17 protein-coding genes are annotated in these 14,624 nt (G+C 68.4%); 11 read left to right on the top strand and 6 right to left on the bottom strand.

From position 1 onward, the window contains the following. Positions 1-7: 7 nt before the first annotated feature. Positions 8-388: a hypothetical protein gene (locus tag A5624_RS16620; RefSeq protein WP_066868304.1), complete on the bottom strand. Its 381-nt coding sequence runs from the start codon at positions 386-388 to the stop codon at positions 8-10. A gap of 175 nt (positions 389-563) precedes the next feature. Between A5624_RS16620 and A5624_RS16615 the strand changes: the two genes are divergently transcribed. The 3 genes from A5624_RS16615 to A5624_RS16605 all read left to right on the top strand — a co-directional run bounded on the left by A5624_RS16615 (position 564) and on the right by A5624_RS16605 (position 4,235). Then, complete coding sequence (locus tag A5624_RS16615; RefSeq protein ID WP_197498105.1) at positions 564-1,022, top strand: lipoprotein LpqH; 459 nt, start codon at positions 564-566, stop codon at positions 1,020-1,022. A 97-nt stretch (positions 1,023-1,119) separates the two neighbouring features. Beyond that, a complete protein-coding gene (locus tag A5624_RS16610) occupies positions 1,120-2,853 on the top strand; it encodes a hypothetical protein (protein ID WP_066868300.1) in 1,734 nt (577 codons plus the stop codon). Beyond that, positions 2,850-4,235: a CHAT domain-containing protein gene (locus A5624_RS16605; RefSeq protein ID WP_066868298.1), complete on the top strand. Its 1,386-nt coding sequence runs from the start codon at positions 2,850-2,852 to the stop codon at positions 4,233-4,235. Before A5624_RS16610 ends, A5624_RS16605 begins: the two co-directional genes overlap by 4 nt. Before the next feature lie 3 nt (positions 4,236-4,238). Here A5624_RS16605 and A5624_RS16600 read toward each other — a convergent pair whose 3' ends face one another. After that, entirely contained in the window at positions 4,239-4,577 is a 339-nt protein-coding gene (locus A5624_RS16600; protein ID WP_066868296.1) for a hypothetical protein, read from the bottom strand. A 44-nt stretch (positions 4,578-4,621) separates the two neighbouring features. On the opposite strand from A5624_RS16600, the gene A5624_RS16595 reads away from it, so the two are divergent. The 3 genes from A5624_RS16595 to A5624_RS16585 are packed head-to-tail and all read left to right on the top strand — an operon-like array spanning position 4,622 to position 8,180. Continuing rightward, positions 4,622-5,950: a hypothetical protein gene (locus A5624_RS16595; protein ID WP_066868294.1), complete on the top strand. Its 1,329-nt coding sequence runs from the start codon at positions 4,622-4,624 to the stop codon at positions 5,948-5,950. Then, positions 5,947-7,086, top strand: a complete 1,140-nt coding sequence (locus A5624_RS16590; RefSeq protein WP_066868292.1) for a hypothetical protein — start codon at positions 5,947-5,949, stop codon at positions 7,084-7,086. The genes A5624_RS16595 and A5624_RS16590 overlap by 4 nt, the downstream gene beginning before the upstream one ends. Before the next feature lie 38 nt (positions 7,087-7,124). After that, entirely contained in the window at positions 7,125-8,180 is a 1,056-nt protein-coding gene (locus tag A5624_RS16585; protein ID WP_066868290.1) for a dihydrodipicolinate reductase, read from the top strand. Positions 8,181-8,232: 52 nt separating this feature from the next. Here A5624_RS16585 and A5624_RS16580 read toward each other — a convergent pair whose 3' ends face one another. Continuing rightward, complete coding sequence (locus A5624_RS16580; protein WP_066868288.1) at positions 8,233-8,826, bottom strand: TetR/AcrR family transcriptional regulator; 594 nt, start codon at positions 8,824-8,826, stop codon at positions 8,233-8,235. A gap of 188 nt (positions 8,827-9,014) precedes the next feature. On the opposite strand from A5624_RS16580, the gene A5624_RS16575 reads away from it, so the two are divergent. Continuing rightward, positions 9,015-10,034: a phosphotransferase gene (locus A5624_RS16575; protein ID WP_066868370.1), complete on the top strand. Its 1,020-nt coding sequence runs from the start codon at positions 9,015-9,017 to the stop codon at positions 10,032-10,034. Positions 10,035-10,049: 15 nt separating this feature from the next. Here the strand turns inward: A5624_RS16575 and A5624_RS28650 are convergent, their stop codons facing one another. Further along, positions 10,050-10,214, bottom strand: a complete 165-nt coding sequence (locus A5624_RS28650) for a hypothetical protein (RefSeq protein WP_197498103.1) — start codon at positions 10,212-10,214, stop codon at positions 10,050-10,052. Positions 10,215-10,275: 61 nt separating this feature from the next. On the opposite strand from A5624_RS28650, the gene A5624_RS16565 reads away from it, so the two are divergent. Genes A5624_RS16565 through A5624_RS16555 form a run of 3 tightly spaced genes read left to right on the top strand, consistent with a single transcriptional unit; the run spans position 10,276 to position 12,184 of the window. Then, the gene (locus tag A5624_RS16565; protein ID WP_066868284.1) at positions 10,276-10,449 is read left to right on the top strand and encodes a CsbD family protein; all 174 of its coding nucleotides are present in this window, start codon (positions 10,276-10,278) and stop codon (positions 10,447-10,449) included. Between the two features lie 26 nt (positions 10,450-10,475). After that, entirely contained in the window at positions 10,476-11,171 is a 696-nt protein-coding gene (locus tag A5624_RS16560; RefSeq protein WP_066868368.1) for a cutinase family protein, read from the top strand. A gap of 26 nt (positions 11,172-11,197) precedes the next feature. Then, on the top strand, positions 11,198-12,184 hold the full coding sequence (locus A5624_RS16555) for an SDR family NAD(P)-dependent oxidoreductase (protein ID WP_066868282.1): 987 nt from the start codon (positions 11,198-11,200) through the stop codon (positions 12,182-12,184). Positions 12,185-12,196: 12 nt separating this feature from the next. On the opposite strand, the gene A5624_RS16550 is transcribed toward A5624_RS16555, so the two are convergent. Both A5624_RS16550 and A5624_RS16545 read right to left on the bottom strand, forming a co-directional pair. After that, positions 12,197-12,586 (bottom strand): PPOX class F420-dependent oxidoreductase, encoded by a 390-nt coding sequence (locus A5624_RS16550; protein ID WP_066868280.1) that lies wholly within the window; start codon positions 12,584-12,586, stop codon positions 12,197-12,199. 143 nt (positions 12,587-12,729) lie between these two features. Then, positions 12,730-13,434: an SDR family NAD(P)-dependent oxidoreductase gene (locus A5624_RS16545; protein ID WP_066868278.1), complete on the bottom strand. Its 705-nt coding sequence runs from the start codon at positions 13,432-13,434 to the stop codon at positions 12,730-12,732. A gap of 139 nt (positions 13,435-13,573) precedes the next feature. Here A5624_RS16545 and A5624_RS16540 point away from each other — a divergent pair, with 139 nt between their 5' ends. Then, on the top strand, positions 13,574-14,539 hold the full coding sequence (locus A5624_RS16540; RefSeq protein ID WP_066868275.1) for a TIGR03621 family F420-dependent LLM class oxidoreductase: 966 nt from the start codon (positions 13,574-13,576) through the stop codon (positions 14,537-14,539). Positions 14,540-14,624 lie beyond the last annotated feature (85 nt).

The raw sequence follows: 14,624 nt of genomic DNA, 5'->3' as shown, positions 1-14,624 counted from the left end.
CCTTCGTTCAGCCGCCGATGGCCGCGAGGACCACGGGAATGTCCGTGTTCTCGTCGGTGTGATAACTCGCACAGACGCGGTGGTACCCGTCGGCGATCTGCACCGGAACCCCGGTGCGGAAGTCACCGCGCACCAGCAGGATGGGTGACAGCGGCAGGCCCTTCTCGATCTTGGTCAGGTCCGCGGCGACGTGCGGATTGTCCACCGGCAGCAGGCCCAGCCGCGCCGCCCGCAGAATGTCCTTGGCCTTGCGGTGTGTCACCGTCCCGGACTTGAGCTTTTTGATCGCCTTTTTCACGGTTTGTGCGCCCGCAAGCATGCTGAGGTAGTCCGCTGCGGCCGGAAAGTCATGGGCCTCAGGCTTTTCCAGCCATTTCACGCTGAGCATTGCGGTACTCCCTTCGCCGGCTCCGACACCGACGCAGCCTACCGCCGGGCCGGCCGAAATTTGGGATCGGTAGCGGCTGTCGCGGTCTGTACTGACGCCAGGACGACGCCATCGGGGCGGCGCACGAAGGAAGGAACCACAAGTGAAACGTCTTCTCGCAGCTGCGATTGGGACCCTGGGCTGCGCCGCGGCTTCAGTGGCCCTGGTGGGGTGCTCGAGCGGCGGCCACTCGGCCGCACCGGCGTCGAGCACGGCGCCCAGCGCCTCCACGGGCACCAGCGCGCAGGTCAAGGTGGGCGGTACCGACCTCGCGGGCGTGAACCCCGCGTCGGTGACCTGCGTGCGGACCGGCGGCAAGATCAACATCGGCAGCGGCTCCACTGGCGGCGCCCAGCAGGCGCTGGCCGTGGTGCTCACCGACGAGGCCAACCCGAAGGTGCAGTCGCTGGCCCTGGTTGTCGACGGCAACGCCCTGGCGGTCAGCGACAACATGGGCGCGAAGGTGGGTTCGGCCAACGTCGCGGTGGACGGCAAGACCTACACCATCACCGGTCAGGCGCAGGGCGCCGACATGAAGAACCCGATGGCGGGAATGATCACCAAGGACTTCAACATCAAGGTGTCCTGCGGCTGATCGGTTGCGGCCCTCGAGCGGCGGACGTGCCTCACTCACGCGTCCGCCGCTCGCGGTTTGGCCAACCAGGCAGCACTCGCGGACTTATGATGCAGCCGTGTCGATCCCGGACGAATTGGACAAGGCGCGTCGTTTGGCGTTCGCCGCCGATGAGTCCGGTGCCCGCGAACTGCTGCTGTCGCTGATTCCGCGGATCGAACGCGACGACCGGGATGACCTCATGCTGGAAGCCCTTGGGCAGCTTGGCGAGATCTACCTGGCGCGCGGGGCGTACGACGGGGTCCGCGAATCCGTCCGGCGCATCGAAGACTGCCTGGCGATCTACGCCGCTATCGCCGCGGGCACGATGCCGGATGCGGCCGAGCGGGTGCGACTGTCCGACGGTGAGATCGCGCGGATGACCCGCCGGTACTCGCGACGGGCGCAGTTCCTGCGCACCGGGTTGGCCGCCGCGCTGGGCGATCACGAGGCCGCGGCGGCCGGGCTGGAGTCGTTGTGCGCCAACGACTCCGGAGAAGACCACCCCGACCTCGCCGGCGAACACCGGTACCTGTGCACCCACGCGCGGATCCGGTGTGCCACCGCGTTGTGCGACGACGACCTGCATGTGCGGTCAGTTCCGTTGTGGGAACAGGTTCTTGACAACATCGGTCAAGCCGGCGATGGTGGTGAGCGCGCCGACCACCTGTGGATCACCGGCGCCACCGGGTACGGCAGGTTCTGCGTGGAGACGGGGCGGTTGAAGGAGGCCGAGCCGTGGCTGCGCCGCGCCGAAGCGCGGGCGGCGGCCAAGGGTTGGGAACTGGCCACAGCCGGAGCGCAATTGGAGCGCGCGGCGGCGCGCTGGGCGGCCAACGACCATGCCGGCACCGAGGAACTTGTCGGTCAGGCCTACCCCGTCATCGCCCGCCACGACCGGGCCAACGACGTCGCCCGGTGCTGGCTGTACCTGGGACTCACCCGGCTGGGATCCGGTGCCCTGGAAGCCGCCGACGAATGCTGGGGACATGCCGAACGGCACTGGCGCGAACTGGGAAAGCCGCTGCCCCTGCATCGGATCCTGTTGCAGCGCAGCTGGATCGCCATCTTCTGGAGCCGCTTTTCCGACGCCGTCGAGCTCATCGCGCAGGCCCGCGAATTGCTGGACTCCTCGCCACGCAGCAGCTGGCTGCAGTACGCCCAGCTGGACAATCATCTCGGAACGGTCTGGCGCGCCGACGCTTTGGCCGACCTGGGTTTTGACAGCTCGGGCGACCCCGACGAGACGCTGCAGGAAACCGAGGCGCGCCAGGCCGAGGGGCTCGGCATCCTGCGCGGCGAGGTCGGCACGCCGGAGTACTGGCGCGGAATGTCCAAGCTCGAACAGGCAGCCGAGCTCAAGGTGCCGGCCGCCCTGGCGGTCGACTCGGTGCGTTATTCGATCGCCGACGCCGATGCGCGGGCACGCTGGGCCACCGGCATCTCGGCGCCCATCCTGGCCGGTGCCTTCGCGGTCGCCTGGGAGTGGGAGAACACCGCGCTGATCAGCGAGCTGGTCGAATATCACAGCGCGCGAGGCGCTTTCGAGGGGCTGCAGCGACCGCGGATCGGCGAATGGGCTTCGACGGCCGTCGCATCGGTTCCCGTCGAGGCGGAAACGGAGCCCGCCGCGCTGGCCGCCGCGGGCCCGCCGATTGCGGGTGGCGCGTCGCTGACCAGGCTGGGCCCGTTGCCGCCGTTGCAAATGCAACCGGGGGCGGCGCCGATCCTGAGTCACTATCGGGCGCTGGCTTTGCAGCGCTACGGGCGCGAGGTCACCGCGGCCGAGCCCGCCTGGTCGACGTTCCCATGAGTGAGCCCGACCGGCTGACCCTGGTGCTGCGCTACGCCGACCTCGGCATCGCCACCTACGCCAGTCTGCGGATCGTCGGCCAGCCGTCCAGAACCGTCACCTGGGTGCTGGAAGAACCGCTGCTGCTGGCCGCGCTGCAGGAACTCACCGCTGCCCTGCCCGAGCCGCACGGCGCCGAAAGCCGCCGCGACGCCATCGGGCGCGCGCTGACCACGGGACCGTTCGCCACGCCGGACACCGAACTCACAGTCGCCTACATCCTCGGGGTGTTGCTCATCGGCACGGCGGGGTGGCAGCTGCTGGCCGAATGCGCGGCCTCGCCGCGGGCGGTGCTGTTCGTCTCGCCCAGCGCACGGCTGGCCCGGGTGCCGTGGGGGCTGCTGGCGATCCCGAAATCGGGTCCGAGCAAGGAAGAACTGGTGCGTGCGCGCCAGGATGCGATCACCTCCAGCGGCCGCACCGCGGCCCAAATCCCCTGGCGGCTAGCCGAAATCGCGGAATTGACCGACGGCCATCGGTTGATGGAACTGGTCGACGTGCTGATGGCGGTGCCACCCAACATCGTGCACTCGCCGCGCACGCCGGGCGACTGGGAGGCCCGGCGTGATGGGCCACCGCTGCTGATTCTGGATCCTCGGGTGCCTGGTCAACGGCCCGATTCCGCCCTCGGATCGGTGTTGGGTCGGCCCGCGCCGGACACGCCGGTGGCGCAGCACTTCGCCGCCGTCATGCGGCGCCGGCCCGTGCTGCCACACGCCGACACCAGCGTCGACCTGTTCCGCCGCCAGGACGCCGACCGCGGGTGGCTCGCCGACCTGCTCGGTCAGCACCCGTGCCGACTGCTCTACGTCGGGCATGCGAGTTCGGCGGACGACCAGCACGATCACCCGACCCGGGCGGACCGGGCGGCCCTGCATTTGGCCGATACGGCGGACATCCCCGGCGATGCCGACGCGATCGGCGACCATCGCCCACTGACCGCCTCGGACCTGATGACCCTGCGGTTGCCGATGCCGCCCCGGGTAGCGCTGCTGGCCTGCGGATCGGGCGGTGACTATCAGTTCGACGAGGCCACCGGGCTGGTGGCGGCGATGATCCTGAACGGCGCGCAGCTGGTGACCGCGACGTTGTGGTCGCTGCCGACGACCGCCGCCCACCGGCAATTCACCGGGTCGACCGACACTGTCGGCGACCAGCCGGGCGATCCGATGGCCGATCTGGTGGCTGCCGTGGACACCGCCCACGACACCGCCGAGGAGGCGGGATGCGCGGTGAATCGGTGGCAGCGGGAGCGGATGCGGCGCTGGCGCGACGGTGATGTCGAGGCCAGCCCGCTGTATTGGGCGGCCTTGGTCACGTTCGCCGTGGACGGCGCGCGGTAGCGCTCACAGCGAGGCCACCCAGGCCGCGTGTACGGCCAGCACGTCGTCGGGCAGCGAAAGCTCCTCGCGGGCCGTCGGATCGAAGGCCACCAGCACGACCAGGCCCGGCCGCAGCACGGACAGGTCCGGGCCACCGTCGCATCGCGCCAGCTTGCCGATGAACGTCTCGCCCGAAACGGCGACCACCTCGATGAAGACCTGGCGCTTGACCTTGCGCACGGTGCCGACCCCCACGGTGCGATTTCCGGCGTCGCGACGGCGGCGCGACCGGAGCCAGTCGGCCAGCGGCAACAGTGTGTTCATGCGATCAGCGTCCCGCCGCGCACCGGCTACCGAACCCAACTTTATGGCTGCCGCAAAGTTTGCGATGGCCCTATTCTGTGCAGATGAGCGCCGACCCGCAGGTAGCGCCCGCCGCGGCGGGCGAGGCGGCGGGCCATCCGCGGCGCTCGGTGATCGAGGCGGCGTGGCGGGCCATCGGCCCCGGCGTGGAGGTGCTCAGCGGTGATGACGGCGGCCCGTTGAGCCGGACCGTCAAACGCATCCTCGACCCGTTGGTGCTGCGGCTGCGATCCAATCCCGGCTATTCGGCCCCGGTCGTCACGCCCGAGACGGCGGCGGCCATGCACGATCTCATCGTCGGCTGCGGCTCCGAATTGCGTTCGGCCGCAGCCTGGTTCGAGGCGCTCAAGCTCGAGCGCCGCAGGCAGCGGATTCGCACCGGGAACGCCCAGGAACTGTATTTCCCGGTCTGCTTCGAACTCGCCGTGACGAAAGGCCCACCGACGCCGCAGGATTACGAGACCGCGGCGGCAGTGCTCGGCGAGATCCACCGGGATCGCGATCGCACCGCGATCGAGGTCCTGCATCGATACGTGGCCGATGCCGATGTCGTTGCCACGCTGGCCGAACAGTTGGAACGTAGTTGGCGCGACGTCCGGGCGGGAGAAGCCGTCATCGAGCCGTTGCGGGCCGAGCTCGGCACGGTGTTGGGTGCGGTCGCCGGCCATGGCGCCGCGGCGGCCCGTCAGCGCGCCTGGTCGGCGATGATCACCGACCCCACCCCGTACAACCTGGGCGCGCTGGCCCGCACCGATACCGGCCAATTGCCCTGGTCGATCGTCGAGCTGGGACTGAGTTCCGTTGCCCCGCAACGCCCTCCGGCGATTTCACCGGGTGCCGACGGTGACCGCCCGCTGGATCGCAGTGTGGTGGACCGGGTGCGGGCGACCCTGCGACGCGCCCTGGATCGTGACGCGTTACCCGAAATCCCCATGTTGTGCGAGGAAGAGGTCGACCGGGCCTGCGCGCCATGGGGGTTGCTGGCCGAGGACAACCAAGCCACGCTGGTGGCCGGCATCGAGGTCGCGGTCGAGCTGGCTCCGCTGGACCCGTCCGCATCGTGCCGCTATGACCTGGCCACGCAGATACAGGCGCGGCTGCGCAAGGAAGCGTACGTGTTGCACGCCCGGCGGTATCTGGCCGAGAACGGCCCGATTCATCCACGGCAACGGCAAGTGGTCGACGATCTCGCGGCCTTCGCGCAGCCCTACCTGAGCCGGCTGTGGGCGCGGCTGCACGGACGTGACGTCTGGCAGGAACGCTGTGACGACGTCGACGACGTGCGCGCGCTGCTGGACGGGGTGGCCCGGTCGGTGAGTCTGGATCACCGGCAGCGAATCAAAGCGATGCTGGAATTGCAGGTGGCCGGATGAGACTGGTTGCCGATTCCGGGCTTTGGAGCACAGGGCCGGTAAACCCCGCTGCCGCAACGCCTCTGATCGCCCTGCTGGAGGTCAGCGGTGCGGTGCTGTCGTGGACGGTGGACGACCCCGACGGCGCGGCGCCGCACCTCACGTTCACCGACGTGTCGCGCGCGGACTGGTTGTGGCGCGTCCTCGGTGAAGCCGGACACGTCGCGCTGGTGTCGGCCGTGGGCGGCGAGACGGGTCCACCGCGCACGATCGAGCTCGTGGGCGTCGACCCAGCGCCGGGCTCGGTCGCCCCCCTGCGCAGGCTCGCCACCGGCCATTGGCTGCGCCGGTGGTGGCCCGCCAGCAGGCAAGACGGACTCGCCGGCCTGGACCGCGCGCTGCTTGACGTCGAGGTTGCGCTGCTGACCGCCGGCGCGCAGGGCTTCTTCGCCGACGACACGCTGGATTCGGATGTGACACAGCTGCTTGCGCCGCACGCCGCCGCGCTGATGAGCCAGTTGCGCAGCGCTGATTCACGCGTCGTAGACCTGGTCCGGGCCGGCGCCGGCCTCGCCGAAGAGGTCGGCGTCGGTGGCGACGAATGGTCTGAACTCACTGCGGCGCTTGATGATTCGAGTTTCGTTCTGGCATTGCCCACCGATCGATGCGATGACTACGCGCTGGCCGCCGGCGCGGGCGCGGGTCCGCGCGGCGCGGGCGCGATAGCCCGTGGTGTCGCCACCATCGCCTGGAGCGGGGTTGCGCCCGCGGTCTTCGATGCCGGCGAAAACACCGTCGACTGGAGCATCGAGGCCCGCGGCTCGACGGTCGTCGCCGTGGTGCAGGCCGCCGTCATCGGGTCGGACCCGGCCACCGGCATCGCGGTGCGGCTGCGTTCCGCAGCCATCGAGGGCCGCGGCACCCTGGACGCCACCGGCCGCGCAACCGTCCAGCTCGCCGACGGCCAGGGGCGCCCCCTGACGGAGTCGGCGGCCTGGGACCACGACTGGTCGGCGACCTCGGTTCTGGTGGGCGCAGAAACCACGGAATCCCCGCAGATCCGGGAGCGGGTGCGGCGCTGGGCTCGGTCGCGGCTGGATCGGCCGCCGCGCGACGCCTTCCTCGCCGAAATATTGGCCTCGGAATCTGCCTATTAGGCCTACTAAGAACCCCGGTCATTCCCTATGCTGAGCGAGTGCCAAACACCTATCGAGTGGTTCAGTGGAACACCGGAAACGTCGGCAAGAGCTCGCTGAAATCGATCGTCACCAACCCCACCCTCGAACTGGTGGGCTGCTACGCCTGGTCGCCGGAGAAGGCGGGCCGTGACGCCGGGGAACTCGTCGGGATCGAGCCGCTCGGGATCGCGGCCACCAACGACATCGATGAGCTGCTGGCGCTGAAGCCGGACTGCGTGGTCTACAACCCGATGTGGATCAACGTGGACGAACTGGTCCGCATTCTGTCCGCGGGCGTCAACGTGGTGACCACGGCGTCGTTCATCACCGGCCACAATCTTGGCGAGGGTCGCGACCGCATCTTGGAGGCCTGCGAGAAGGGCGGCTCCACCATCTTCGGGTCCGGCGTCAGCCCCGGCTTCGCCGAACTGTTGGCCATCGTTTCGGCCATGGTCTGCAACCGGATCGACAAGGTCACCGTCAACGAGGCCGCCGACACCACCTTCTATGACTCGCCGGAGACCGAGAAGCCCGTCGGCTTCGGCCAGCCGATCGACCATCCCGACCTGCCGGCGATGGCGGCGAAGGGCACCGCCATTTTCGGTGAGGCCGTCCGGTTGGTGGGTGACGCGCTGGGCGTCGAGCTCGACGAGGTGCGCTGCGTCGCCGAGTTCGCCCAGACCACCGAGGATCTCGTGATGGCGTCCTGGACCATCCCGGCCGGACACGTCGCGGGCACCTACATCAGCTGGCAGGGCGTCGTCAACGACAAGACGCTGATCGACCTCAACGTCCGGTGGAAAAAGGGCCAGACCCTGGAACCCGACTGGAAGATCGAGCAGGATGGCTGGGTCATCCAGATCGACGGCCAGCCCACGGTCACCACCAAGGTCGGCTTCCTGCCGCCGCCGTACTTCGAGGCCACGACGCTCGAGGAATTCATGGACCTCGGCCACATCATGACGGCCGTGCCGGCCATCAACGGGATCGCCGCAGTCGTCGCCGCGGCGCCGGGCATCGCCACCTACGCCGATCTTCCGCTGACACTGCCGCGCGGCAACGCAAAGATCTAGTTCCCAAGCGCCGTCCGTCGCCGACCTGGCTTGAGATAGCTGCCTTCGCGGATCAGCGCGCGGCGCCGTCGAGAAGCGCGTCGAGGAGTCCGTCGAACTCGGTCGCGGGCGGGCCGCCGGCCGGTATGCCGGTCAGCACGCGCAGCAGCAGGGTGCCGATCAGCGCGTTCGCGACCGAATCGAGATCCGCGTCGGCCTGCAAGTGGCCGTCGCCGGCGGCGCGGCGCAGGCGGGCCAACAGCCCGGCGTGCTGGGGGATGCTGAGCTGTTGGTAGAGCGCCTCGTTATCCGCCGCGCTTGCGGCCGCGGCGGCAATCAGCGCCCGTATGAGCGCTGCGCTCGCCGGGTCGGCGATGAATTCCGCGTGCTCGACGAGCCAGGAGCGCAGATCGGCTCGTAGGTCGCCGGTGTCGGGGACCTCGAACGAGCCGCCTCGACCGTAGGCGTCCAGGACGGCATCTGCGACGAGTGGGGCTTTCGACGGCCAGCGGCGGTACAACGTCTTCTTGCCCACTTTGGCGTGGGCGGCCACCTTCTCCATCGACAACTCGGCGTAACTGCCCACCGCCAACAGATCCCGGGTGGCCACCAGGATCGCATCGTCAAGCTGCATGTCGCGCGGTCTGCCGCCCCTCATCTGAGGCATGAGGGCGAGCTTAGATCAGCCCGAGCCCTTCCAAAGGGTGCGCCACATGCGGTAACTTACCCTCCTAGCCAGTAACGACACGGTCCGTGTCGTTACTGGCACACCACGGCCGCCACGACGAGAGGATCCTGGTGCGCACGCTGCCGCTGTCGGTGCCGCAGAGCTGGGACGACATCACCCCGGCCTGGATGTCGGCGGCCCTCGCGGAGAGTCACCCCGATGCCGTCGTCGACGAGGTGGCCGTCGAGCTCCGCGACGACGGCACCAACCGGCGCGCCCGACTAGCGCTGAGCTACTCGGCCGGCGACGGTCCGGCCACCGTATTCGTCAAGGCCGCCGATCCGGCTCACAAAGAGCTGATCCGGATGACCAGCGGGATGTTCCACGAGCCGCGGTTATTCATGTCCGGTGTTCCCCTGCCGCTCGAACACCCGGCGGTGTACACCGCTGTGATCGATGAAGACGCCTACGACTTCATCATGGTCATGGAGGATCTGAACGCACGCGCGGCGGATCCGCGTGACTCGCTCCGCCCGCTGACCGTCGAGGAGGCCGCCTCCGGAGTGCGCGCCCTGGGCCGACTGCACGGCCGATACTGGGGCGAGCGCGTACTGCGACATCCGGGTCTCGTCTGGCTCGAACCGTTCCTGCCCTTCGACGGCCTGCAATACGCCCCGCTGCCGTCGGCCCTGGAACTCCTCGATCACGACACTCCCGCCGAGGTGCTGAATCTGACCATCGACCATCTCGTCGAGTCAGTGTGGAAGCCGTACATCCGGACCCTGACCTCATCGCCCCAGACGTTGCTGCACGGCGATCCACACATCGGCAACACCTACGTCACGCCACACGGCGCAGTAGGGTTCCTGGACTGGCAGATGACGCGCCGGGGAAACTGGTCACTTGACCTCGGCTACTTCCTGCAGGGCGCTCTGACGGTTGATGATCGCCGCAGGCACGAACGCAGCCTCCTCGACGAATACCGCGATGCGCTCGCGCTGTCCGCCAACGAGATTCCGTCCCCGGCAGAGGTTTGGTTGCGCTATCGCGCGTCGGTCGCACACGGGTTGGCTTTGTGGCTGTGCACGGCCAGCGCCGGCGGGGGACTCTGGCAACGCGTCGAAGTCGCCGCGGCCCTGGCTCAGCGATACGCGGTCGCCTTCGGCGACTTGGAGAGCGCGGCCGCGATCGCCGCGATTGCGAGCTGAACCCGCGGCACCCCGTCAGGGGGTCGGTGGGTCCGGAGGCGGGTCAGCATCCGTACCGGGGGGTTGCACGGTGGGCGAGTCCCCCAAATAGCGCCTCAGGCGCAGCAGCTGATTGATCACCATGCCGATGCCGAGCAGCATCAACCCCGCCACTACCGCCACCACGATTGCGGTGCTCACGAATCCATGATGACAGCAGCGCGGGTTTTGGCAGCCGCCATTGCTGGGTAGCCACAGCGGCATGAGCAACGAAGACAAGCTGAAGAACAAGATCGAGGACCTCGGCGGCCGGGCCAAGGAGGCAGTCGGCAAGGCGACCGGCGATCACGACACCAAAAACGAGGGCAGGGCGGACCAGGCGAAGTCCAGCCTGAAGGACGCCGGTGAAAAGGTGAAGGACGCCTTCAAGAAGTAATGAACTGCCGCGATGGGTCGGCCGCCATGTTGGCGCGCCGACTGTCGATTAGTCTGCTTTCCGCGGCGGCGGTGTGCGGTGCGCTGATGGCTGGCGCGCCGGCACCGTCCGCGGTGGCCGAGCCGTGTCCGGACGTCGAGGTCGTTTTCGCCCGGGGATCGGGCGAGGCGCCCGGCGTCGGCGGGATCGGCCAGCCCTTCGTAGACGCGTTGCGCTCACAGGTCGGCGGCAGGTCACTGACCGTGTATCCGGTGAATTACCCTGCCAGCACTGACTTTTCGAGCCCGGACTTTCCGTTGACCGTCATCGACGGTATCCGCGACGCCAGTTCGCACATCGAGTCGATGGCCGCGAACTGTCCCAACACCAAAGAGGTGCTCGGCGGCTACTCGCAGGGCGCTGCCGTCGCGGGATACACCACCTCGGCCGCCGTGCCCCCGGGGGTGCCCGCGTCCGCGGTACCCCCGCCGATGCCGCCCGACGTCGCCAAGCACGTCGCCGCCGTGACGCTGTTCGGAACGCCGTCGGGTCAGTTCCTGCAGAAGTACAACGCACCGCCGCTGACCATCGGCCCGTTGTATCAGCCCAAGACCCTGGAGTTGTGCGCGCAGGGTGACCCGGTCTGCGGCAAGGGCGACGGCAGCGATTTCGCCGCGCACACGTCATATCCGATCAACGGCATGACGAACCAAGCGGCGAACTTCGCCTCGAGCCACCTGTAGATTCGGCGGTCTTGCAGAATGAGGCCATGCGGGTTCTGATCACGGGCGGTACCGGATTCGTCGGCGGCTGGACCGCCAAGGCCATCTCCGATGCCGGGCACTCCGTCAGGTTCCTGGTGCGAAACCCCGACAAGTTGCAGACCACCGTCGCCAAGCTGGGCGTGGACGTCTCGGACTTCGCCGTCGCCGACATCACCGACCGGGTCGCCGTGCGGGAGGCGTTGCAGGGCTGCGACGCCGTCGTGCACAGCGCCGCACTGGTGGCCACCGACCCCCGTCAGACCGCCGAGATGCTCGCCACCAATATGCAAGGCGCGCAGAACGTCCTGGGGCAGTCGGTCGAGCTGGGCCTGGACCCCATCGTCCACGTGTCCAGCTTCACCGCGCTGTTCCATCCCGACCTGGAGACGTTGACGGCGGACCTGCCGGTGGTGGGCGGCGCGGATGGATACGGAACCTCCAAGGCACAGGTCGAGATCTACGCCCGGGGCCTGCAGGATGCCGGCGCGCCGGTCAACATCACCTATCCGGGCATGGTGCTCGGCCCGCCGGTCGGCGACCAGTTCGGCGAGGCCGGCGAGGGTGTGCGATCCGCGCTGCAGATGCACGCGATCCCGGGCCGCAGCGCGGCGTGGCTGATCGTCGACGTACGGGACCTGGCCGCGCTGCACGCGGCCCTACTCGAACCCGGGCACGGACCCCGCCGCTACACCGCCGGCGGTCATCGGGTGCCCGCGGCGGACCTGGCCAACCTGCTCGGCGAGGTCGCGGGGACGCCGATGGTCGCCGTCCCCATCCCGGACACGGCGCTGCGCGTGGCGGGCGCGGTGCTGGATCGAGCGAACCGCTTCCTGCCCTTCGAAACGCCGTTCACGTGGGCCGGAATGCAGTACTACACGCAAATGCCGGCCTCCGACGATTCCCCGAGCGAACGAGAACTCGGCATCACCTACCGGGATCCGCAGGAGACGGTCGCAGATACTTTTGAGGCCATTCGCTCCGAGGGCTCCTAGCCGCGCGGGCTGTCAGGCCGCGGGCTTGATCTCCAGGCCGACGTGCACCTTGTCGATGCCGCCGCGGACGATCGTGTGCGCATAGAACCACCACGCGTGATACCAATACCGCTTGAGGACGGCGTTGTAGACCCGCCGCGTCTCGGATTTCGGTAACACCCGGGCGACGGCTTCGACCTCGTCGCTCTTGGGTTTGCCCAGCGCCGCGCTCTTGGCGATTGTCACCCTGGGAGTGTTGTTGATTCGCTTGGTTTTCCACGAGCCGTCGTCGGTGATCACCAACAATTTGTCGTCACCGTCGGGCACGCCCCAGATCGGCGTCGGTTTCGGACGCCCGTCCTTGGTGAATGTCGTCAACAGCAGGTATTTGGATTGAATGACGTCCTTGAAGCTGGTGGCCACCGGGATTCCTTGTCTGTGGATGGATGCCCCACCCATTCCCCGATCTCGAACTTCCCAATCATGGGATGGTCAGCCCGGCGCCGCCGACCAGCGGAGCATCCCGCTCGCGCATCAATCCCGTTGGGAATCCAAGTGTTTGGTGTTCAGGTGTTGCGCCCGCCGTTGACGCCCAGTATCTGGCCGGTGATGTAGCCGGCCTCCTCGGAGACAAAGAAGGCGCAGGCCGCGGCGATGTCCTCCGGCTTGCCCACGCGACGCACCGGGGTGCGTTGGATGTGGTCCTCCACGGTCCCACCGAGCAGGTGGCGCCGCTCGGCGCTGCGCAGCATCGGGGTATCGACGAAGCCCGGCGGCACCGCATTGACGGTGATGCCCACTGGTCCGTATTCGAGGGCCAGCGATTTGGTCAGCCCGTTCACCGCGGACTTCGCGGCGACGTAGTGAGCCATGAACGGCTGCCCGGAGTGCGTGCTGGACGACGAGATGTTGACGATGCGCCCCCATTTCGCCTCGACCATGTCGGGCAGCACGGCCTGGACGGTGTGGAAAACGCCGTGCAGGTTGACGTCGATCACCTTCGACCATTGCTCGAAGGACATGTCCGAGAACTTCGCGAACCCTTCCACGCCTGCCGCATTGACCAACACCAGAATCGGGCCAAACGCCTTGCGGATGGCCGCTATCGCGGCATCGACCTGAGCGCGGTCCGTGACATCGGCGCCATAACCGAACCCGTCATCGGTGACAGCCAGATCGAGCACGGCCACCTGAAACCCGTCGCTGCGCAACCGCTCGGCGACGGCACGGCCGATCCCCGAGGCGCCGCCGGTAACGACCGCCGTCTTCACGCGCGCATCACCTCGGCTTTCCTGAGCGACCGCCCAAACATGGGCTCCACATGCCTATCACCCGGCCGCCGCGACGGTCAAGACGCGACATCTCGGATTCGCCTTGATTCGGTTCCGCCGCCCCGCTTAGGGTCCGTTGATGGGCAGACCCCCGTTTCGGTTCGGAGTGCAGGCGACCAATGCCGCCGACGCGCGCGCGTGGCGCGACACCGTTCGCCGCGTCGAAGACCTCGGCTACACAACGCTTTTCCTCGCCGACCACTACCTGGGGCCGGGGCCCGCGCAGCGCCAGGCGCGCACCCCGCGCCAGGACCTGGCACCGGTCGCGGCGATGGCTGCGGCGGCGGCCTGGACCGACACCTTGCGCATCGGTTGCCGCGTCTTCTGCATCGATTACCACGTGCCCGCGGTGCTGGCCAAGGAGGCGGCGACGCTCGACCTGCTCTCCGAGGGCCGGCTCGAATTCGGTATCGGCGCCGGCTGGAGCGGCGTCGAGTACGCCGCGATGGGCCTCGAATTCGACCGGCCGGGCCGGCGGATCGCCAAGCTGGCCGAGGTGGTCTCGCTGATCAAGGCCCATTGGCGGGGCGAGGAACTCGACTGCTCGGGCGAGTTCGTCGGGGTACGCGGCTATGCGGGCCGGCCGCGACCGGTGCAACAACCGCATCCGCCGGTCATGATCGGCGGCGGCGGACAGCGCGTCCTCACGCTGGCCGGGCGCGAAGCCGACATCGTCAGCATCTCCAGCGTGCCCTTTGTGGCGCGCGACGCCGACGGGCTGGACCCACAGGCGGTGGCCGAGCGCCGAATCGGGTTCGTGCGGGCCGCCGCCGGGGAGCGCTACGGCCGCCTCGACGTCGAAAGCTCGCCGTACTTCACCGAGATCACCGACGACCCCGAGGCGGTACTGGCCGGGCTGGCGGCGTCGACGGGCATCACCGCCGAGTTGTTACGGGACCATCCGAATGTCCTGATCGGCTCGGCGGAATACGTTGTGGAGAAGCTGCATTCGCGCCGGGAAAGCCTGGGCGTCAACTACGTCACCGTGCAGCAGTCACAGATCGAATCCTTCGCACCGGTGGTGGCCCGCCTGCACGGACGGTGAACCTTGACCCCCGCGACTTCAGGTGCAAGCATGGCAGCTATCGGAGTTTGGGCGATCGCTCAAACGAGCTGGCTGACAATTTGTC

The sequence above is a fragment of the Mycobacterium sp. 1482292.6 genome (assembly GCF_001672995.1).
GTDB classification, from domain to species: Bacteria; Actinomycetota; Actinomycetes; order Mycobacteriales; family Mycobacteriaceae; genus Mycobacterium; species Mycobacterium europaeum_A.
The sequence above is the reverse complement of the archived record's forward strand: the minus strand, read 5'-3'. Positions and strand labels throughout refer to the sequence as shown.